The sequence below is a fragment of the Bordetella sputigena genome (genome assembly GCF_965137885.1).
In the GTDB taxonomy this organism is placed as follows: Bacteria; Pseudomonadota; Gammaproteobacteria; order Burkholderiales; family Burkholderiaceae_B; genus Bordetella_C; species Bordetella_C sputigena.
This window is the reverse complement of sequence record NZ_CBCSCA010000003.1, coordinates 321,162-340,051: the sequence shown is the minus strand read 5'-3', so window position 1 is coordinate 340,051 and position 18,890 is coordinate 321,162. Positions and strand designations below refer to the sequence as shown.

Sequence of the window (18,890 nt, the reverse complement as noted above, 5' to 3'; positions counted from 1 at the left end):
TATCAGCGCGGCGCGTTCAGGCGGACAGCACCGCGCGGTTGCGGCCGCGCTGCTTGGCGCGGTACAGCGCATGGTCGGCGCTTTCGATGATGGCCTGGATGTCCGCGTCGCGGGCGCTGGCCACGGCGATGCCCAGGCTGATGGTGATGCGTATGGTCACGTGGTGGTATTCGATGGGCGTTTCCTGCACATTCCGGCGCATGCGCTCGGCGGTGGCCAGCACGGCATTGGGAGATGCGCCCGCCAGCAGGATCACGAATTCTTCGCCGCCGAAACGCGCCACCAGATCGTGTTCCCTGACGGATCCGGTCAGGATTTCGCCGACCTTGCGGATGGTGGCGTCGCCGGCGCCGTGGCCATGGTTGTCATTCACCAGCTTGAAGAAATCGATATCGGCCATGATGACGGCGACCTGGCCCATGCGCGAACTCTGTTCGGCCATCAGCATGGCGGCGGCGTACAGGAAGGATCGGCGGTTCAGCAGTCCGGACAACGGGTCGATGCCGGCGGCCCTGCGCAGCTCGCTGATTTCCTGCACGTAGCGCTGTTCCTCGATCTGGGCGCGGCGCTGGGCATGTTCGGCGCGCGCCTGCTCGACGTCCAGGCGCCGCATCAGCGACCGCAGCGCGGCGGAAAGATCGACGATCTCGCGCGCGCCGGCTAGGCGCGGCAGCATGGTGACCGACTCGTCGCGGCCCATGCGGCTGGCCGCCTCGGTCAGGGCGCGCAGCGGCCGCGCGATGCGCTTGGCGATGGTCCACAGCAAGGCCACCCCGACGATGCTGATCAGCACGCTCAGGATCAGCACGCGCCACTCCAGACGCCGCACCGCGGCGTAGGCGTCGCGGGCCGGCTGTTGCGCGACGATGATCCAGTTGCGGCCGGGATAGTCGCGATAGCCGGACGCCAGCGCGTAGCCTGTCAGCATTTCGCCCTGGTCGGTCTGCAACTCGAAGTAGCCCTGGCGGGAGCTGTGCATATGCGCGATCTGCTCGTCGGAGAAAGGCCGGCTGCCCAGGCGCGGTCCCAGCAGCATGGTGCCGTCCGAGGACAATATCCAGAGGTCGCGGACGCCGCCCGACGCGTCGGCCTCCAACATGGCGCGCCGGACGTCGGCGGCCCAGGTCCAGCTGAGATGCGCGCCCAGGACGCCGATGACCTGGCCCTGGTCGACGATGGGGGCGGAGATCTCCACGAAGCGAAAGCCCTTGCCCCGCGGGCGCTCCAGCAGCTCGTTCAGCATGTTGGATTCGCGGACGTCGCCGATGTTGGGCGCCTCGCGGCCGCGCTTGAACCAAATGCGGTCGGCCACGGAATGGCCTTCCAGCTTGCCCTGGGTGGATGCGATGACGGTGCCGGCCGGGTCGGTGACGCCTATCCAGGCATAGTCCATCATCGATTGCTGGCGGCCGGTAAGCACGCCGCGCAGCGCGGCGGGGTCCATGAGGCGGGTGGTCGGCGCTTCGGCCAGATTGCGGATCTCCCGGAAGCGCTCGAACATGTCGCGGTCCAGCGTACGCGCCATGGCGCTGGCGATGTCGGCGACGTGCTGCTCGATCAGGTCACGAGTCTGGCGCTGGCCCATGTAGGCGGCGCCGCCGGCCGCCGCCGCCACGAGGGCCAGACACAGGGTGCCGGCCAGCAGTAGGATCTGCTGTTGGATCGTGAGTGTTTGGCGACGGAACAATCCTGCTGCCTGGCTGATATGAACGGCACTCATTCTGTCGCAAAGCCCGTCCTCGCGCTACATATTGTTCCCTTCCTGTATCTCGGCGCGCCTGGCCGCGGACGCGGTCCCCGGCCAGGCGCGCCGGTCGGCATCCGAAGCATTGCGCCGGCCGCGCCGGCGCCCGCCGCAATCCGCCGAACGGCTGATCGCCGGACCGCTGCGCCCGGTGTAGCTTTCGGGTAGCCATGCGGCAGCCTTACGTTGAAAATAGGCCATCCACCCCGATATATCCACTATCTGAAAGTTTGTGACCCGGTCTCCGGGAGCGGGCAATATGGAGTTCAAAGACTATTACGACATCCTGGGTGTGGAACGCGGCGCTAGCGACGAGGACCTGCGCCGCGCCTATCGCAAGCTGGCGCGGCAATATCATCCCGACGTCAGTACCGAGCCCAACGCCGAGGCGCGCATGCGCGATATCAACGAAGCCTATGACGTTCTCCGCGATGCGGAAAAGCGGGCCGCCTACGATGATCTGGCGGCCGGCGTGTCGGCGGGCGGCGGGCATCGGCCTCCGCCTGGCTGGGACCAGGGCTTCGAGTTCACCTCGACCAACGGCGCCGAGGACGCCGACTTCAGCGAGTTCTTCTCGTCGCTGTTCGGCAACGCGACGCGCAAGCGCACGCGCGGATTTCGCGCGCGCGGCGAGGACCACCACGCCACCATCGAAGTGGAGCTGGAAGACGCGCTGCATGGCGCCGAACGGGAGATCAGCCTGCGCTCGATGAAAATGGACGACCAGGGCCGGCCGCGGCTGCAGGAGCGCAAACTCAGGGTGAAGATTCCGCAGGGCATACGCGAAGGCCAGCGGATCCGCCTGGCCGGGCAGGGCATGGCCGGCTACGCGGGTGGCGGCGCCGGCGATCTTTATCTGGAGGTGCGGCTCAAGCCGCATCGCCTGTACCGCGTGGACGGGCGGGATCTGGCCTTGACGCTGCCGGTGGCGCCCTGGGAAGCGGCGCTGGGCGCCACCGTGACGGCGCCGACACCGGGCGGTCCCGTCGAAGTCGCGATCCCCGCGGGGTCGCGTAATGGCGGCAAGCTGCGCCTGAAGGGCCGCGGTTTGCCGGGCAAGCCGCCGGGTGATTTGTACCTGGAATTGGAAGTGGTCCTGCCGCCCGCCAATACGCCGGCGGCGCAGGAAGCCTACCGCAACCTGCAGCGCCAGGCGCCCTTCGATCCGCGGGCCAATCTGGGCTGGTGACCGGGTTGGCGCCGGAGGGGGCGCCGGCGGACGGTATAGTGCGCGAAGCGTCTAACTTGTCCCGTCAGGTGTCCTTTATGAGCAATTCCGTCACGCGGCTTGCGCGCCGTCATCCCGATGAACTGATCGTGGGCCTGGTATCCGTGTCCGACCGGGCGTCGCAAGGCGCCTATCAGGACCAGGGCATCCCGGCGCTGCGCGAATGGCTGGGGCAGGCCCTGGCATCGCCGTGGCAGGCGGTGGACCGCCTGATCCCCGATGAACGGGACGGGATTTCCGCCACCTTGATCGAGCTGGTGGACCAGGCGGGGTGCGACCTGGTGCTGACGACCGGCGGCACCGGTCCCGCCCGCCGCGACGTGACGCCGGAGGCGACGCTGGCGGTCGCCACGCGGGAAATGCCCGGCTTCGGCGAGCAGATGCGGCAGATAAGCCTGAAGTTCGTGCCCACGGCCATACTGTCGCGGCAGGTGGCGGTGCTGCGGGAAACCGCGGACCATGCGGCGCTGATCATCAACCTGCCGGGCCAGCCCAAGGCCATCAAGGAAACCCTGGAAGGATTGCGCGGCCAGGATGGCGTCGTGTCGGTGCCGGGGATTTTCGCGGCCGTGCCGTACTGCATCGATCTGATCGGCGGCCCCTATATGGAAACGCGCCCGGACGTGGTGAAGGCCTTTCGCCCGAAGTCCGCGGTGCGGGGTTAGGGCCGCGCCCGGCGGCCTGCGGTCGGGCGGCTGACTGGCGGGCGGCTGAGCAACCGTACCGCGCGACGGGTCCTGCGCTATAGTCCCGGATCGTTTCCGATCTTCAAGGATGTCCCGATGATCCGTCGCTTAGGCGCCGCAGCGGCCGTGCTGGTCCTGGTGGCTTGCACGTCACCCGATGATTTGTTCAAGAAAGACCCGGTGTTCTTCGGTCATACGACCAAATCGCCGCAGGCCTACGCCCAGTGCGTGGCGGATGGATGGCGCGGGCAGGGGGAGAAGGTCAGGATGGTCGCCATCAGCAATGGCTACGACGTCCTGCAGGATGGCGCCGTCGGGCTGAGCTCCGCGCTGCGCGTCCTGCAGTATGCCAACGGCAACGTCGATATTCGCATGGTGTCGCGCTCGGCGTACGGCGCGCAGAACCTGGTGCAGACCGCCAATCTCTGCATGTAGGGCTGGGTCGCAGCCGGCCTTCAAGGCCGCGCGGTCTTGGCTGGCGCCAGGCCGACGGCCACGGCACTGGCCGCCGGGTCACCGTGCGCCGGGCCGCGCGCCATCGAAGCGCCGGCCACCCGACCGGCTTCCAGGGCCGGTTCGCCGGTACTCGCCGTCAGGCGCGCGTAGTGAGCCTGCGCCGCCTCCAGCGCCTGTGTCAGGTGCTCGTACAGGCGCCGCTGCTCTTCCACGAAGTCGTCGAATTTGATTTGCGCGTGGGCGTAGGAAAGCCCGGTGTGGCGCAAGCTGCTGATGAACGCCGCCCGCGACCGGCCCAGCAACTGCCAGCCCCGGTCGGCCAGGGCGAGCTGTTTCTGGACTTCGGCGACGCGCGCCGCCGCGGCGCGCAATTCCTGTTCGGTAGCCATGGCTGCTGGCCGGGTGATTCCGCAAAAGCCGCAACATTAACGCAAGCGCGGGCGCGGCATTCGATCGAAATCAGGCCGAAACGAGGGCTGTTCCTCAGCGCCTGTAGGAAGGCGCGCCCTGGCGAGCCACCGGGGTGGCATCCTTGTGACGGAAATTGATGCGTCCCTTGGTCAGGTCGTAGGGCGACATTTCCAGGGTGACACGATCGCCCGCCAGGATGCGGATGCGGTGCTTGCGCAGCCGGCCGGACGCATAGGCGCCCACTTCCACGCCATTGTCCAGCGTGACGCGATAGCGGGCGTCGGGCAGTACTTCATCGACGATGCCGTCGAGTTCAATCAATTCTTCTTTCGCCATGACAAGTCTCCAGAAAAGAACGGGGGCCGTGGCCTCGGGCCGACGCGCCTGGGCGGGCGCGGCCTGGGACCACGGGGACCGGTGCGTCGGGGGACGCGCGGAATAAGGACAAGGACGCTGGCCGTCGAGGCCGCTGAACCCGCCAGGGCGGGCGCTTGGTCGCAGCGGCCGGGCCGGCGCGCTGGAAGAAGCTGGTGAAGCGGCGGAGCCGCAAAATGGCCGGAGATCCACCCAGGCCGATCCGACTTCGAGAAGGCTCACGGCATCCAGTCAGTACCGCTGGACGCAAAGCCAATCTATCGAAGATCAACAAGCAATAGAGTGTAGTCTAATTTTACCCTGGTGTAAACCCTGATCCACGGGTCCCTACCGGCCGAATGGTCATTTCCGCGCTGGCTCCCGGACGGGAGTATCCTGCGCGTCGCCTTCGGAGCGCTACCTCGCCCGAGCGGCGTCATGTCCGCCCCGCGACCAACCATCGCGGCGAGATCGAGAGACAACCTTCTTACAACGAGTCTAGGCATGTGGATTCTGCTATTGCTGCCGTTCATCGGCTTGCTCTGGGTACCCTTTTATAACGAGACCCTGCCCGAGCTGTTCGGCTTTCCGTTTTTCTACTGGTACCAGCTTCTGTGGGTGCCGATTACCGCGTTCCTGACGTGGATCGTCTACCGTAGCCAGCGCAATCGGGGAGACGAATGATGGGTGATCTCGCCAAGATCAACTGGACCGCCTTGAGCGTGTTCATTTTCTTTTTCGTGCTGGTCACCGTCATGGGTTTCGCGGCTTCGCGCTGGCAGCGTGGCGACGCGGCCTCGCACCTGGATGAGTGGGGCCTGGGCGGACGCCGCTTCGGCACCTGGATCACCTGGTTCCTGGTGGGCGGCGATTTCTATACCGCGTATACCGTCATCGCCGTCCCGGCCCTGGTCTATGCCGTCGGCGCCTATGGCTTCTTCGCGCTGCCCTACACCATTCTGGTCTATCCCATCGTCTTCACCATCATGCCGCGCCTGTGGCGGGTGGCGCATAAAGGCGGGCACGTCACGTCGGCCGACGTGGTCTATGCGCGCTTCCAGTCGCGGCCGCTGGAGCTGGCCATCGCGGTCACCGGCGTGCTGGCGACCATGCCTTATATCGCGCTGCAATTGGTCGGCATGGAAGTCGTCATCAAGGCACTGGGCCTGCAAGGTGAATTGCCGCTGGCCGCCGCCTTCGTGATCCTGGCGCTGTATACCTATTCCGCCGGCCTGCGCGCGCCCGCGCTGATCGCCTTCGTCAAGGACCTGATGATCTATATCGTGGTGCTGGTCGCGATCGTGCTGGTGCCGGTCAAGCTGGGCGGCTACGGCGCGGTGTTCTCTTCGGCGGCCGCCGGCTTTGCCGCGAAAGGGGGCGCGACCGGGCTGACGCTGAAAGCCTCGCAGTTCCTGCCCTATGCCACGCTGGCGCTGGGGTCGGCCCTGGCGGCTTTCATGTACCCGCATACGCTGACGGGCATTTTCGCGGCCAGGAGCGCCGATACGATACGCAAGAACGCGATTTTCCTGCCGGCCTATACGCTGCTGCTGGGCCTGATCGCGCTGCTGGGCTATATGGCCTACGCGGCCAATCTGCATCCGAAGACGGCCAATGACGTGGTGCCGGCGCTCTTCAATACCTTGTTCCCCAGCTGGTTCGCGGGTTTCGCCTTCGCCGCCATCGCCATCGGCGCGCTGGTGCCGGCGGCGGTGATGTCGATCGGCGCGGCGAATCTGTTCACGCGCAACTTCTGGAAGGCCTACGTCAACCCGGCCGTGAGCTCGGAAGGCGAGGCCAAGGTCGCCAAGATCGTGTCGCTGGTGGTCAAGGTCGGCGCGCTGGTCTTCATCGTCTTCGTGCCCACGCAGTACGCGCTGGATCTGCAACTGCTGGGCGGCGTGTGGATACTGCAGACCTTCCCCGCCGTGGTGTTCGGCCTGTTCTTCGGCTGGTTCCGTGGCGGCCCGCTGCTGCTGGGCTGGCTGGTCGGCCTGGCCACCGGCACCAGCCTGGCATACATGGACGGCATCAAGCCGGTGCATGCATTCGTCGTGGGCGGCGATACCTATGGCATCTACACCGGCCTGGTGGCCCTGGCGGTGAACATCGGCGTCGCGGTGATCGCGCAAGGACTGCTCAGCGCGTTCTCAGGCCCGCAGGGCGCGCGCCGGAGCGCCTGACGGCGCGCCGCTCTTGACGCGTTCACGCACCTTGTCGATCCTGCTGTCGATCATGGTCCACAGCAAGGCGGCCAGCACCAGCGACAGCAGGACGTTCAAGGTGGAAATGAGCAAGGCATCGGTCAACCCCATCCAGCTGGTCGCCTGATGCACCAGCAGGATGGCCACCGAATGCGAGATATAGATCGGGTAGCTCAGCTGCCCGATTTTTTTGTCCAGCCGGTGCCGCGCCTGGTAGATGAAGGTCAGCGGCAGTATGCCGGTGAAGGCGGCCAGCGCCAGCGCATCGCGCACATTGTGGTTGATCGTCACCGAGAAATGGAACAGCGCGTAGACCACGAACAGCCCGGTGGCCAGTTCGGGCAGGTAGTGGATGCGGTCGCTCCATCTCTGCCACATCGGCAGCAGCAGGCGATGCGATAGCGCGCCGGCCAGGAACAGCGCCAGTTCCAGCGGAAAGAAGCGATAGCTCCACGGATCCGACTGCGCCACGCCGACGTGCAGCAGCACGGCGCGCAGCGCGAGCGAGGCCAGGAACAGCGCGACCACCCAGCGCATTGAACGCAGAATGAAAGGCGCGATCAGGTAGAAGCTGAGCTCGACGCCCAGGGTCCATGCCTGCGGTATGAGCAGGCCCTCGTATAGCGGCACGTCGCTGTCGGCATAGCTGCCCGTCAGCACCAGTTCGCCGCCCTTGATGCCGAAGAACATCAGCCAGTCCTGCCCGAAGATGAACAGGTTGGCCAGCACCAGGAACAGGTCCGCGCTATTCGGGCTGCGGCGGTACACGTCCATGAATTCCGGATGCGCCACGACGTTCAAGGCGAGCGCCACGACGGCCACCGCGAAGTAGGTGGGGAACAGCCGCAGCAGGCGGTTTTCGTAGAAGCGCGCGGTGCTGCGATAGGCATCGTTGGTGGTCAGGATGTAGGAGATCAGGAAGCCGGATATGACGTAGAAGAGTTGCACCGCCAGCCGGCCCCCGACCAGCATGTTGCCGTCGTTGAAAGGGGAGTGGTCCAGCACCACCGACAGTGCGAACAGCGTCCTCAGCAAACCCATGTGCAGTCTCCATACATGTCTCGATTCTGCGCGTCGGTCGCGATCGCTGCGTCCTCCATATGGACCGGAGATGATCCATATGCTTTGGTTGTATGCCTGCACTGGCGGCATTTCAATCTGATGACGAACAAACATATCGTCACCAAAGACGACCTGAATGTTTTATTACATCGTCATGCTCCTGTCACCGGGCCTGTCCAGACTACCCGCATCTTATGAATGCGGACCTACGGCTATGACTTATGCAATCGACGTGCGCGGACTCAGCAAGTCCTTCCGCGCCGGACAAAAGGCCCTGGACGATGTGACCCTGCAGGTGCGCAACGGTGAAATGGTGGCGCTGCTGGGCGCGTCCGGTTCGGGGAAGTCCACGCTGCTGCGGCATCTGGCGGGCTTCGTCGCGGGCGACGCCGGCGCGGGGGAGATCCGCGTCAATGGCGACCTGATCCAGCGCAATGGCCGCATCAGCCGCGACGTGCGCCGCGCGCGCGCCGGCATCGGTTTCGTGTTCCAGCAGTTCAACCTGGTGGGCCGCCTGCCGGTGATCACCAATGTGCTGGCCGGCATGCTGCCGCGCGTGCCGCTGTATCGCAGCCTGTTGCGCTGGTTCCTGCGGTCTGAAGTGCAGGTCGGACTGGACGCGCTGGCGCAGGTGGGCATAGAAAGCCATGCCTTCCAACGCGCCTCCAATTTGTCCGGCGGCCAGCAGCAGCGCGCGGCCATTGCCCGCACGCTGGTGCAGAACGCCCGCACCATCCTGGCCGACGAGCCTATCGCTTCGCTGGACCCGGAATCGTCGCGCCGCGTCATGGACACGCTGGCGCAGATCAACCGCAGCCGCGGCGTCGCGGTCGTGGTATCGCTGCACCAGGTCGACGTGGCCATGCGCTATTGCCCGCGCGTGATCGCGCTGCGGCACGGCAAGGTCGTTTACGACGGTCCGTCCGCGCAGTTGACCGCGCGGATGCTGCGCGATCTGTACGGCGCCGAGCTCGACGAACTGATGCCGGTGGCGCAGCAGCAGGATGGCGCCGCGGCCGACGGCGATGTGCCCGATGGCGCCGCGCCGCAACATCCCCTTGGGCGTCCGCAGCTGGCGGCCGCCTAGTTTTTTCCTTCCTACGCAAGACACGGAGTTACCCTCATGCTTCGCAGAACTTTTTGCGCCTTGATCGCGACCGCTGCCCTGACCGCCCCGGCGTTCGCCCAGGACGCGAAGACCCTGAATTTCGGCATTATTTCGACGGAATCGTCGTCCAATCTGCGCAGCGGCTGGCAGCCCGTCATCGATGATCTGAGCAAGGCGCTTGGCGTTCAGGTCAAGCCTTTCTTCGCTTCCGACTACGCCGGCATCATCGAAGGCATGCGCTTCAACAAGGTGCAGATGGCCTGGTACGGCAACCTGTCGGCGATCGAAGCCGTGGACCGCTCGCAAGGCGAAGTCTTCGCCCACGTCATCGACAAGGACGGCAATCCGGGCTACTGGTCGGTGCTGGTCACGGCGAAGAACGGCAAGATCGCGTCGCTGGACGACGTGCTGAAGAACGGCAAGACCATGAGCTACGGCGCCGGCGATCCCAACTCCACGTCCGGCACGGCCGTTCCCGGCTACTACCTGTGGGCCGCCAACAAGATCGACCCCAAGACCTTCTTCAAGAACTTCCGTATCGCCAACCATGAGACCAACCTGCTGTCGGCGATGAACGGCCAGGTGGACGTGGCGATCACCAACACGGAAGCCATGGAGCGCTACAAGATCAATACCGGAAAATCGCCCGAAGATTCGGTGCGCGTGCTGTGGAAGTCGCCGCTGATTCCGGCCGATCCGCTGGTGTGGCGCGCCGACCTGCCGGCAGACCTGAAGAAGAAGATCCAGGCCTTCTTCGTCAACTACGGCAAGAGCGGCCCCAACGCCGCGCAGGAATTGAAGAACCTGCAGGCGCTGACCTATAAGGGCTTCGTCGCTTCCGACAACGGCCAGCTGCTGCCGATCCGCCAGATCAGCCTGGCCGGCCAGCGCGCCAAGGTCGAGCACGATACGACGCTCAGCGCCCAGGAAAAGCAGCAGAAGCTGGCCGAGATGGATGCCAAGCTGGCCGAGCTGTCCAGGCAGGTCGCCGCGGCCAAAGCGCAGTAAGCCTGTCCGCAGCGCCGCGCGCACTGTCGCGCGGCGTTCTTGCGTGGCGATTCCGCGCATCGAACCCGCGGTGATCCGCACGGAATGCAGTACGAGACCCGCAGTACGAACCCATGAGTGTCCCCATGAGCGCCACCCTTACTCCGGCGCGCCCCGCGCCTACGCCCGTCAAGGGCTCTCTGTCCACCATGCTGGTTTGGGCCATCGTCATCGCGGTGCTGGCCGCGTCCTGGCAGGGCGCCGATATGCGTCCCATGGATCTGTTCCGCGACTCGGGCAACATGTCGCAGTTCGCGCGGGATTTCTTCCCGCCGAACTTCCGCGACTGGCGCATGTACCTGGAAGAGATGCTGGTCACGGTGCAGATCGCCGTCTGGGGCACGTTCCTGGCGATCGTGCTGGCCGTGCCGATGAGCCTGCTGTGCTCGTCCAACATCGTGCCGGCCTGGGTGTACCAGCCCGTGCGCCGCCTGATGGATGCCTGCCGCGCCATCAATGAAATGGTCTTCGCCATGCTGTTCATCGTGGCGGTGGGCCTGGGTCCCTTCGCCGGGGTGCTGGCCTTGTGGGTGCATACGCTGGGCGTGCTGGCCAAGCTGTTCTCCGAAGCCGTCGAAGCCATCGACCCCCGGCCCGTCGAAGGCGTGCGCGCCACCGGCGCCGGCGCCATCGAGGAGATCGTCTTCGGCGTGATCCCGCAGGTCCTGCCCTTGTGGATTTCCTATTCGCTATACCGTTTCGAATCGAACGTGCGCTCGGCGTCGGTGGTGGGCATCGTCGGCGCCGGCGGCATCGGCATGGTGCTGTGGGAGATCATCCGCAGCTTCCAGTACGCCCAGACCTGCGCGGTGATGATCATCATCATCGTCTTCGTGACGGCCATCGATGTGCTGTCGTCGCGCATCCGCAAAGTCTTCATCTGAGGAAACCGCCATGTCCGAAACCCTGACACTCTCGCGTATCGAAAGCCTGTTTGCCGGTTACGGCAGCGCCTATTACGGCGGCGAGGCCATCACGCAGACCGAACACGCGCTGCAGTGCGCGGCGCTGGCGGAGCAGGCGGGCGAAACCCCGGCCACCATCGTCGCCAGCCTGCTGCACGACATCGGCCATCTGGTCATGGCCGAGAGCACGATGGAAGACAAGCGGCACCAGGACATCGGTGCCCGCGCCTTGCTGGGTTTGGTGGGCGAGAGCGTGATCGCGCCGGTGCGGCTGCATGTACCCGCCAAGCGCTATCTGTGCGCCGTCGACACGGCCTATTGGGCCACGCTGTCCCAGGCGTCCAAGGATACCCTGGTACTCCAGGGCGGCCCGTTCACCGCACAAGAGGTGCGGGCATTCGAACGCCTGCCGTATTTCGGCGAAGCCGTGCGCCTGCGCAGATACGACGACCTGGCCAAGGTGCCGGGCGCGGCCACGCCGCCGCTACGCCATTACCTGGACATGCTGGAGACGGTGGCGGCGGTGGGCGATCCGGCCTGAACCAGGAATCAAAAGAATCCGCCGCGAAGTAAAAGCTTCGCGCCCGGGACGCTCCTAGTATCCCATCGGGACGAACGCCATGTGGCGTTTGCCAGCATGGGCGCCGCCTTCGGCGGGCGCCGGGAGCGTGATATGAGCGGATCGAATAAAGACGTCCTGTGGAACTGCACGATACAGGGGCCCAATGGGCTATACCTGGACGTCCCGAAGGGCGGCGGCCCAGTCACCGCGAGCGCAGCGACGGCGTCGCTGTCATGCAGATTTGTCTGGTACACGGACGGCAGCATACAGTCGGAAGCGACCGGCCTATACCTGTATCAAGGCGGCTCCGCCACGCCGACGCCAGTGTTGACGGCCGGTACAAAGCTCCCGCCGCAGTTCTACGAATACGTCGTCGGCACCGATGGCAGCGTGGTGAACGGCGTGTACAAAGGCAACGTCCGGCTGAAGCCGCGTCCGGACGAATACTGGACCCTGCGCAAGGTGTTCAACGACGGCATAGCGTTGGGCAAGGTCCAAAGCGGAAGCACGAACAATCCGACTTTGTTCACGATCATCCCGATCAACTAGCATTCGGGTTTTCGACTGGCGCGCGGGTGGCATATTCCGCGGCGGCGGCCGGCCGCGAGGTGTATCGTCCGCGGCCCGCCGCCGGCACGAATCAATTCATCCTGATGTTCAGCGACGTGATGATGCCGTGCCATTTTTCGGTGTCGGCGCGTACCGTTTGCTGGAACTTCTGCTGCGTCCAGGTCTGCACGGCCAGGCCTTGTTCCAGCATTTTCTTTTGGGTTTCGGGATCCGTCAGCGCCTTGTTGATGGCGTCGTGCAACCTGGCGACGATGTCCGGCGGCGTGCCGGCGCGCACGAAGACGCCGTACCAGGGTTCGTAATCGAAGCCTTTGATGCCGGCCTCCTGCATGGTGGGCAGATCCGGTAGCGAAGCGGCCCGCGCCGCGCCGGACGTGGCCAGCGGCCGCACCTGGCCGCTGCGGATGTACGGCAGCACCGCCGGGATGGTCAACAGCATGGCCTCGATGCGGCCGGAGATCAGGTCCGTGATGGCCGGTCCGGATCCCTTGTAGGGAATATGCGTCAGCGTCAGGTTTTCCTTGGACTGCAGCCATGCCATGGGCAGGTGCCCGGCGCTGCCCACGCCGCCCGATCCATAGTTGACCGCGCCGGGGTGGGTGCGCGCGTAGTCGAGGAACTCCTTGACGTTGCGCACGGGCATGGCGTTGGTGACCACCAGCACGTTCGGCGTCTGGCCGACATAGGCGACCGGCGTGATGTCCTTCAGCGGCTCGTAGCTCAGGTGCGGATACAGCGTCGCATTGAACGCGAAACCGATGTGCTCCAGCATGAAGGTGTAGCCGTCCGGATTGGAGCGGGCCAGCATGGTGCCGGCGATCGTCCCGCCCGCGCCGCCGCGGTTATCGGCGACGACCGTTTGCCCGAGGATACGCCCGACCTTGTCCGCGAGAATACGGCCGATGATGTCGGTCGTGCCCCCGGGCGCGTAGGGGATCAGCATCGTCAGTGGCTTGCTGGGCCAGTCGTCGGCGGCCCGCGCCGGGGCGGCCGCCAGCGCCGCACAAGCGGCGATGCCGGTGGCGGCCAGCGCGAGCCAGCGGCGCGCGAAGAGTCTCCTGCTTGCGCGGTACGTCGCGGCCGGCCTGTGCCGCTGTCCGCCGCCCTCGTTATCGTGGTCCTGCATTCCTGCCTCCCTTGCCGCCCGGCATGGGGCCGGGCGGTCCCAGCAGCCGATACGGCCCAATATCGTTGTCGCCGATACAACTACTAATTTGGCGATTGTGATGCGGAGGGAACAAACCCGTCAATCGGGCAAAAACGCATATGCATATACGTGCCAGGTTCCTTGCGGTGCAGCAGAATGTCGTTTGCGTTGCAGGTGCCTGATTATCGTAGTAGTGTACGCAACGACCATAACAAGAAGCCGCGGACACCTGTCCGCCCGGCGCATTCACGACGGTTTTTCGCACGAGACTGCATGAGCACCATACGCAAGATCACCCTGCGCCGACTGCGCCTGCCCCTGTCCAGCCCGTATCGGCTGTCCTACCGCACATTCACCGAGTTCGAGCCCTACCTGGTGGAGCTGGAGGACGACACGGGGCGGCAGGCCTACGCCGATGGCCATGTGTCGCCAGGCTCGAGCAGCGAGACGCGCGAAGGCGCATGGGCCTTCTGCCTGGAGCAATTGGCCACGCTGCTCGGCCGCGATACCGCGCAGGCCAAGCAGGCGCTGCTGGACAGGTTCGAGGACAGCAAGGTCGCGGTGACCGCCATGGTTTGCGCGATAGAGGCGCTGGAAGGTTCGCCGTTCCTGGATGTCGCGCGGGACACGGTGCTGCCCTTGCTGGTGCCCGTCGGCGCGCTGGAGCCCGCCGCCATCGCGGAGGAAATAGAGCGCCGTATCGCCGCCGGCTTCCGCGTGTTCAAGGTAAAGGTCGGCAAGGACGTGGGCGCCGACCTCGAGCGCGTCCGCGTCATCCAGCAGGCGGCCGCGGGCCGCGCCACGCTGCGCCTGGACGCCAACCGCGCCTACAGCCGCGATGACGCCATCGCGTTCGTCGGCAAGTTGGATCCGGCGGGTATCGATCTATTCGAGCAGCCCTGCGACGCTGACGATTGGGACGCCAATGCGGCGGTGGCCGGCGCCAGCCCCGTGCCTTTGATGCTGGACGAACCCATTTGCGCCCTGGCGGATATCGATCGCGCCGCCACGCTGCGCAACGTCGGCTACTGCAAGCTCAAGCTGAAACGCTTCGGCAGCATGGAACGCCTGGCGGAAGGCCTGAACCGGGTCCGCGCCAACGGCATGCGGCCGGTCCTGGGCGACGGGCTCGGCAGCGAAATCCACAACTGGATGGAAGCCTGCGTGGCGCGCACGACGATCGATAATGCCGGCGAATTCAATGGTTTCCTGAAGCACCCGGCCAAGCTCTTTCGCCAGCCGCTGGGCTTCGAGAACGGCGCGGTGACCATGCCGGCGGGCTATCGGCCCGAACTGGATCACGCCGCCATCGATGCTCTGACGATAGAGCGGCGCGACTTTCCCGGCGATACCCGCTAGCCCAGGCCGGTATTCTTCTTGAACGAGGCAACCTGCTCGGGCGTGAAACTGGGCAAGCGCAGATCGCGCAAATACGGCCCGAAGGCCTCGTCGATCTGGTCGCCGAACCGGGCGAAGATCTCCGCCATGTAGTAATCATGGCGGATCAGCGACAAGGCCATGGTGACGATGGGCATATTCTTGGAATGCGCCGCGATGACGTCGCCTTCGACATTGGCCGTCAGCATTTCCCGATAATCGACCGCTAATGTGAATAGATTGTCGGCCGTGCCCATGCGCACGCCGTTGTTCTCATGGATATAGACGTGGCATTTTTCGGTATACCGGAACTCATCGGCGTTCGTTCCGAACAGCACGATCAATAGCCGGACGCCACGCGTGACGGCAGCTTCGCGCAAGCCGGCGGCATGGCGCCGCAGCACATGGTCCGCCGCCTTGATCCACACCGTTTCGCTGCTGCGTTCGATCAGCATGTCGATATGCTCGTGCACCGCCGAATCGCCGCGCAGGGTCCACACATACTGGTCGTCCGTTCGCGGTGTCACGGCTTCCAGCCGTTCCGTCAGCCCGGTGCATAGGGAACGCGTCTGCCGCGCAATCGCGTCGAGTAGTTCGCGAGGGCGCGCGGCGACATAGCAGGTGGGGTTTTCGCGCACCGGCAGTACCGCGCCCCGGCGCGCCAGGCTGTCCAGGGCGCTATAGGTGTTGGGCCGCGGCACGCCGGCCTGTTTCGATATTTCGTATGCCGTCGATGGCGGCATTCCCAGCAGTTGCACATAAACCTTGGCTTCGTATTCCGTGAAGCCAAGGCGTTTCAAATCGCCGGAAATGTTGTCCACGGATGTGTCGTCCCTGGCCACATGCTTGACGCTCATAGGGGGTACCCCATCGAAAACCGTGCGAGTTTAGCAGAGCCCCTTTTTGCCGGGATCGCGGACGCCATGCTCGGATCAAACCGCTATGAACCAGTCTTGGTGATTTTCGTAGTCTTCGAAACGACAACGTAAAACGGCGAAGTTATGTGGGCCTTCGCTTTTCCGTGGCGGGCGGATCAGGGCGCGGGTGCCGCGCCACCCATGGCGGCCTGTCTCTCTGGCGCTTCAAGAGGATCCAGTCCATGCCTGCCACCGTCGTTACGGTAACTTCACCCGATATCAATCTGCTGCNCGCGCCCGCGCCCGCNCCCGCGCCGCGCGCCNCCGCGGCGTCCGACGCCGCCGGCCGCGCCGCGCGAGCCTTCGAAAATGCCGTCCCGGACGACCCGCTTTACCCGTATCAGTGGCATCTGAAGAATACGGGCCAGTACGCATTCGCGGACACCCGTCCCAAGCCCGGCATCGATCTGAACCTGGGGACGCTGCATCGGCAGGGCATCACCGGCAAAGGCGTGGTGGTGGGCGTACACGAGCAGAGTCGCATCGATGTGGACCATGAGGATCTGGCGCCGAACCTGCTGGTGCGCGAGCCGCTGGGTCCCGCCGCCCTCAATGACCACGACGTGGCCCATGCCACGGCTACCGCGAGCATCATCGCCGCCGTGCAGAACAATGGCAAAGGCGGCGGCAGCATCGCTCCCGAAGCCAAAGTGCTGGACATGCTCGCGCCCGGCGCGCGTAGCTTTCCAGTTCCCCCGATACGCAATATCAGCGGCGGGGCTTCCTCCTTCATCTTCGAGCCTTACTCGACAACCGAATACCCGGATATGGAAATCGCGGAAGGCAAGGGTTCGCTCGTCATCAAGGCAGGGGGAAATGAGTTCTTCAAGCCATACAAGGTAGGCATCAGCGAAGAGATGTGCCGTGAAGAGACCTCCGGCACGGGCGTCAGTTGCCTGACCACGACGGCGGAGCGGCTGAACTCAATGGCACAGACGGTGACGGTCGCCGCGGTGAACGCGCAGGGCGTCAAGTCTTCGTACTCCAATACCGGTTCGGCGCTCTGGGTGTCCGGCTTGGGGGGCGAGTTCGGCCAGGAGCGGAAGTACACCGTGGAGTCCGGCGAATCCGTGGAATCTTCCCGGTTGGCGGAGTCCGGCGCCCACGGAACAAAGTCGCGCATCGCGGACGATCATCTGTACGCGCCGGCCCTGGTGGCCGCCGATACCATGGGCGTGGCCAGCGGGTTGAATCGCGACGCGCCCGGCAATCCGCGGTTCAATGCCCTGGATAGCGGCAGCATGTCCAGCATAGACCCCAGCGGCAATTACACCGCCCGCGCCAACGGGACATCGGCGGCAACGCCCACGGTAACCGGCGTCGCCGCGCTGCTGCTGCAGGCCAATCCAGAGCTGGGCTGGCGGGATATCAAATACATTCTGGCGACCACCGCGCGCAAGGTCGATGCGGACCGGCCGCGACTGGCCTGGCAGGGCCTGGTGCTGGACGACGGCTGGGTGACCAACGCGGCGGGCCGCTCATTCAGTACCTGGTATGGTTTCGGGCTGGTCGATGCCACCGCCGCCGTGCGGGCCGCGCAACGCCACGTGCCCCTGGGCCCGCTGCGCAATACGGGCTGGCTGGCCACCACGGAAAGCAATGTGCCCATCGTCGCGAAGAGTGCTCCCGCGAGCGGATCGCATATCACGGTCGACCAGGACATCAAGATCGAAACCGTCCAATTGCGCCTGCGCACGAATCATGAGAATCCGCCGGGCCAACTGCACATCGTGCTGACATCGCCGTCGGGTACACGCAGCATCATACTGCCCGCGCACACTCTGCTGGCCCTGATGCCCGGCCAGGATACGTTCTCCATCGACCTGGCCGCCTCCAATGCCTTCCTGGACGAGTCCGCGCGCGGTACATGGACCCTGCAGGTCGTCGATGCCAAAGATCCCGCGCCGTCCAGCAGCATCCTGTCGTGGGAACTGCGCGTACTTGGGCATTGACGCGCATGGCTCGCGCGCGGCGTAGGCGGGTCAGGCGAGGGCGCCTGCGTTCCTGCATCAGGTTGTGCAAGCGCCTGGCCGCCGCCCTGCTGCTGGGCGTCGGCGGGTTCAGCGCCGGCCTGTCCCTGCTGGGCTACGCGGGGTCCGCCGCCCATGACGTTTTCCCCAAGCTGCCGCCCGTTTCCAGCAGCCCATGGGCCTGGGCCGCCTGTGCTACCAACATGGCGATGCCGGTATTTGGCGCGGTGATGACCCGTGTCAGGCCGTCATGGCGCTTTCCTGTTCGTAGGGTATCGTCGCAATGCCTTTGATCTGCGTGCGGTGCATGATCCGGCTGACGCTGGGATCGAAGGCGTCGCGGCGATGCAGCGTGCAGCGGTTGTCCCACAGAATCAGGTCGTGCGGCTGCCACTGCTGGCGGAAGGTGAATGCAGGCTGCGTGGCGTGCGCCCACAGTTGGTCGAGCAAGGCATTGCTTTCGTCCAGCGACAGGCCCAGGACGTAGCTGTTGCGGCGGCGCCCCAGATACAGGGCGGCGCGGCCCGTTTCCGGATGCCGTACCACCAGCGGATGATGCGCGCCCGGCGCTTCGCGCGGGTCGGTAATTTCCTTCATGCCCTTGCGCATCATGCCGGCGCTGTTGTAGGTGGCGTCGTGGATGGCGCGCCGGCCGGCGATGGCCTGCTTGAGATGCGCGGGCAGCGTCTCATAGGCCGTGTACATATTGGCCCAGTAGGTATCCCCGCCGCTGGGCGGCACGTCCAGCGCATGCAGCATTGCGGCCATGGGCGGCGTGTCGATATAGGTCATGTCGCAGTGCCATACCGCTTCGCCGTCGCCCAGGTTGCCGATGGGCACGCCGTCTTTCTTCACATTGGAGATCACATTGATCTCGGGAAACTCCGTCAGGAAAGGCTTGCCGTAGGGGTTGGGACCGGGAGGGTCCAGATCGCCGAAGGCGCGGCTCAGCGACAGCAGTTCGGGATCGCTGAGCAATTGGCCGCGAAAGCGCAGGACCAGATGGTCGGCCCACGCGCGCTTGATCGCCTCCAGCTCGTCGGCGGCCAGTGGCGCGCGCAGGTCGACGCCGGAAATCTCAGCGCCGAGCGCCGGCGCGAGGGGGGTAACGGTAATCGAGGACATGATGTCGACCTCTGCGG

General features: G+C 65.3%; 19 protein-coding genes. 12 read left to right on the top strand and 7 right to left on the bottom strand.

Annotation, left to right across the window (positions count from 1 at the left end; translation table 11 throughout):
- Positions 1–16: 16 nt before the first annotated feature.
- Positions 17–1,720, bottom strand: coding sequence for a sensor domain-containing diguanylate cyclase (locus ACNA0R_RS07465; protein ID WP_415825317.1), 1,704 nt, complete (start codon positions 1,718–1,720; stop codon positions 17–19).
- 283 nt (positions 1,721–2,003) lie between these two features.
- Here ACNA0R_RS07465 and ACNA0R_RS07460 point away from each other — a divergent pair, with 283 nt between their 5' ends.
- The 3 genes from ACNA0R_RS07460 to ACNA0R_RS07450 all read left to right on the top strand — a co-directional run bounded on the left by ACNA0R_RS07460 (position 2,004) and on the right by ACNA0R_RS07450 (position 4,093).
- A complete protein-coding gene (locus ACNA0R_RS07460; protein WP_415825316.1) occupies positions 2,004–2,933 on the top strand; it encodes a DnaJ C-terminal domain-containing protein in 930 nt (309 codons plus the stop codon).
- A 77-nt stretch (positions 2,934–3,010) separates the two neighbouring features.
- The gene (mog, locus tag ACNA0R_RS07455; RefSeq protein WP_415825315.1) at positions 3,011–3,637 is read left to right on the top strand and encodes a molybdopterin adenylyltransferase; all 627 of its coding nucleotides are present in this window, start codon (positions 3,011–3,013) and stop codon (positions 3,635–3,637) included.
- A gap of 117 nt (positions 3,638–3,754) precedes the next feature.
- Positions 3,755–4,093, top strand: coding sequence for a hypothetical protein (locus tag ACNA0R_RS07450; protein ID WP_415825314.1), 339 nt, complete (start codon positions 3,755–3,757; stop codon positions 4,091–4,093).
- Between the two features lie 20 nt (positions 4,094–4,113).
- Here the strand turns inward: ACNA0R_RS07450 and ACNA0R_RS07445 are convergent, their stop codons facing one another.
- Both ACNA0R_RS07445 and infA read right to left on the bottom strand, forming a co-directional pair.
- Complete coding sequence (locus ACNA0R_RS07445; protein WP_415825313.1) at positions 4,114–4,503, bottom strand: hypothetical protein; 390 nt, start codon at positions 4,501–4,503, stop codon at positions 4,114–4,116.
- Between the two features lie 94 nt (positions 4,504–4,597).
- Positions 4,598–4,861 carry a translation initiation factor IF-1 gene (gene infA, locus ACNA0R_RS07440; RefSeq protein ID WP_415825312.1) on the bottom strand — a complete coding sequence of 88 codons (264 nt, stop codon included), beginning with the start codon at positions 4,859–4,861 and terminating at the stop codon, positions 4,598–4,600.
- 522 nt (positions 4,862–5,383) lie between these two features.
- On the opposite strand from infA, the gene ACNA0R_RS07435 reads away from it, so the two are divergent.
- On the top strand, positions 5,384–5,563 hold the full coding sequence (locus ACNA0R_RS07435) for a DUF3311 domain-containing protein (protein ID WP_415825311.1): 180 nt from the start codon (positions 5,384–5,386) through the stop codon (positions 5,561–5,563).
- Positions 5,560–7,062: a monocarboxylate uptake permease MctP gene (gene mctP, locus ACNA0R_RS07430; RefSeq protein ID WP_415825310.1), complete on the top strand. Its 1,503-nt coding sequence runs from the start codon at positions 5,560–5,562 to the stop codon at positions 7,060–7,062. The genes ACNA0R_RS07435 and mctP overlap by 4 nt, the downstream gene beginning before the upstream one ends.
- Here mctP and ACNA0R_RS07425 read toward each other — a convergent pair.
- The gene (locus tag ACNA0R_RS07425) at positions 7,030–8,124 is read right to left on the bottom strand and encodes an acyltransferase family protein (protein ID WP_415825309.1); all 1,095 of its coding nucleotides are present in this window, start codon (positions 8,122–8,124) and stop codon (positions 7,030–7,032) included. The genes mctP and ACNA0R_RS07425 overlap by 33 nt on opposite strands.
- 235 nt (positions 8,125–8,359) lie before the next feature.
- Here ACNA0R_RS07425 and phnC point away from each other — a divergent pair, with 235 nt between their 5' ends.
- The 5 genes from phnC to ACNA0R_RS07400 all read left to right on the top strand — a co-directional run bounded on the left by phnC (position 8,360) and on the right by ACNA0R_RS07400 (position 12,316).
- Complete coding sequence (gene phnC, locus ACNA0R_RS07420; RefSeq protein ID WP_415825308.1) at positions 8,360–9,232, top strand: phosphonate ABC transporter ATP-binding protein; 873 nt, start codon at positions 8,360–8,362, stop codon at positions 9,230–9,232.
- A 36-nt stretch (positions 9,233–9,268) separates the two neighbouring features.
- The gene (gene phnD, locus ACNA0R_RS07415) at positions 9,269–10,261 is read left to right on the top strand and encodes a phosphonate ABC transporter substrate-binding protein (protein ID WP_415825307.1); all 993 of its coding nucleotides are present in this window, start codon (positions 9,269–9,271) and stop codon (positions 10,259–10,261) included.
- 125 nt (positions 10,262–10,386) lie between these two features.
- The gene (gene phnE, locus ACNA0R_RS07410; RefSeq protein WP_415825306.1) at positions 10,387–11,184 is read left to right on the top strand and encodes a phosphonate ABC transporter, permease protein PhnE; all 798 of its coding nucleotides are present in this window, start codon (positions 10,387–10,389) and stop codon (positions 11,182–11,184) included.
- A gap of 10 nt (positions 11,185–11,194) precedes the next feature.
- On the top strand, positions 11,195–11,746 hold the full coding sequence (locus tag ACNA0R_RS07405; protein WP_415825305.1) for a phosphonate degradation HD-domain oxygenase: 552 nt from the start codon (positions 11,195–11,197) through the stop codon (positions 11,744–11,746).
- Positions 11,747–11,878: 132 nt separating this feature from the next.
- Positions 11,879–12,316, top strand: coding sequence for a hypothetical protein (locus ACNA0R_RS07400; protein WP_415825303.1), 438 nt, complete (start codon positions 11,879–11,881; stop codon positions 12,314–12,316).
- Between the two features lie 91 nt (positions 12,317–12,407).
- Here the strand turns inward: ACNA0R_RS07400 and ACNA0R_RS07395 are convergent, their stop codons facing one another.
- Entirely contained in the window at positions 12,408–13,463 is a 1,056-nt protein-coding gene (locus ACNA0R_RS07395; RefSeq protein ID WP_415825302.1) for a Bug family tripartite tricarboxylate transporter substrate binding protein, read from the bottom strand.
- Positions 13,464–13,757: 294 nt separating this feature from the next.
- Between ACNA0R_RS07395 and ACNA0R_RS07390 the strand changes: the two genes are divergently transcribed.
- Entirely contained in the window at positions 13,758–14,843 is a 1,086-nt protein-coding gene (locus ACNA0R_RS07390; protein WP_415825301.1) for a mandelate racemase/muconate lactonizing enzyme family protein, read from the top strand.
- On the opposite strand, the gene ACNA0R_RS07385 is transcribed toward ACNA0R_RS07390, so the two are convergent.
- The gene (locus tag ACNA0R_RS07385; protein WP_415825300.1) at positions 14,840–15,718 is read right to left on the bottom strand and encodes a TrmB family transcriptional regulator; all 879 of its coding nucleotides are present in this window, start codon (positions 15,716–15,718) and stop codon (positions 14,840–14,842) included. The genes ACNA0R_RS07390 and ACNA0R_RS07385 overlap by 4 nt on opposite strands.
- Before the next feature lie 512 nt (positions 15,719–16,230).
- Between ACNA0R_RS07385 and ACNA0R_RS07380 the strand changes: the two genes are divergently transcribed.
- Complete coding sequence (locus tag ACNA0R_RS07380; RefSeq protein WP_415825558.1) at positions 16,231–17,730, top strand: S8 family serine peptidase; 1,500 nt, start codon at positions 16,231–16,233, stop codon at positions 17,728–17,730.
- Between the two features lie 258 nt (positions 17,731–17,988).
- Here ACNA0R_RS07380 and ACNA0R_RS07375 read toward each other — a convergent pair whose 3' ends face one another.
- A complete protein-coding gene (locus tag ACNA0R_RS07375; RefSeq protein WP_415825299.1) occupies positions 17,989–18,873 on the bottom strand; it encodes a TauD/TfdA dioxygenase family protein in 885 nt (294 codons plus the stop codon).
- Between the last annotated feature and the right edge of the window lie 17 nt (positions 18,874–18,890).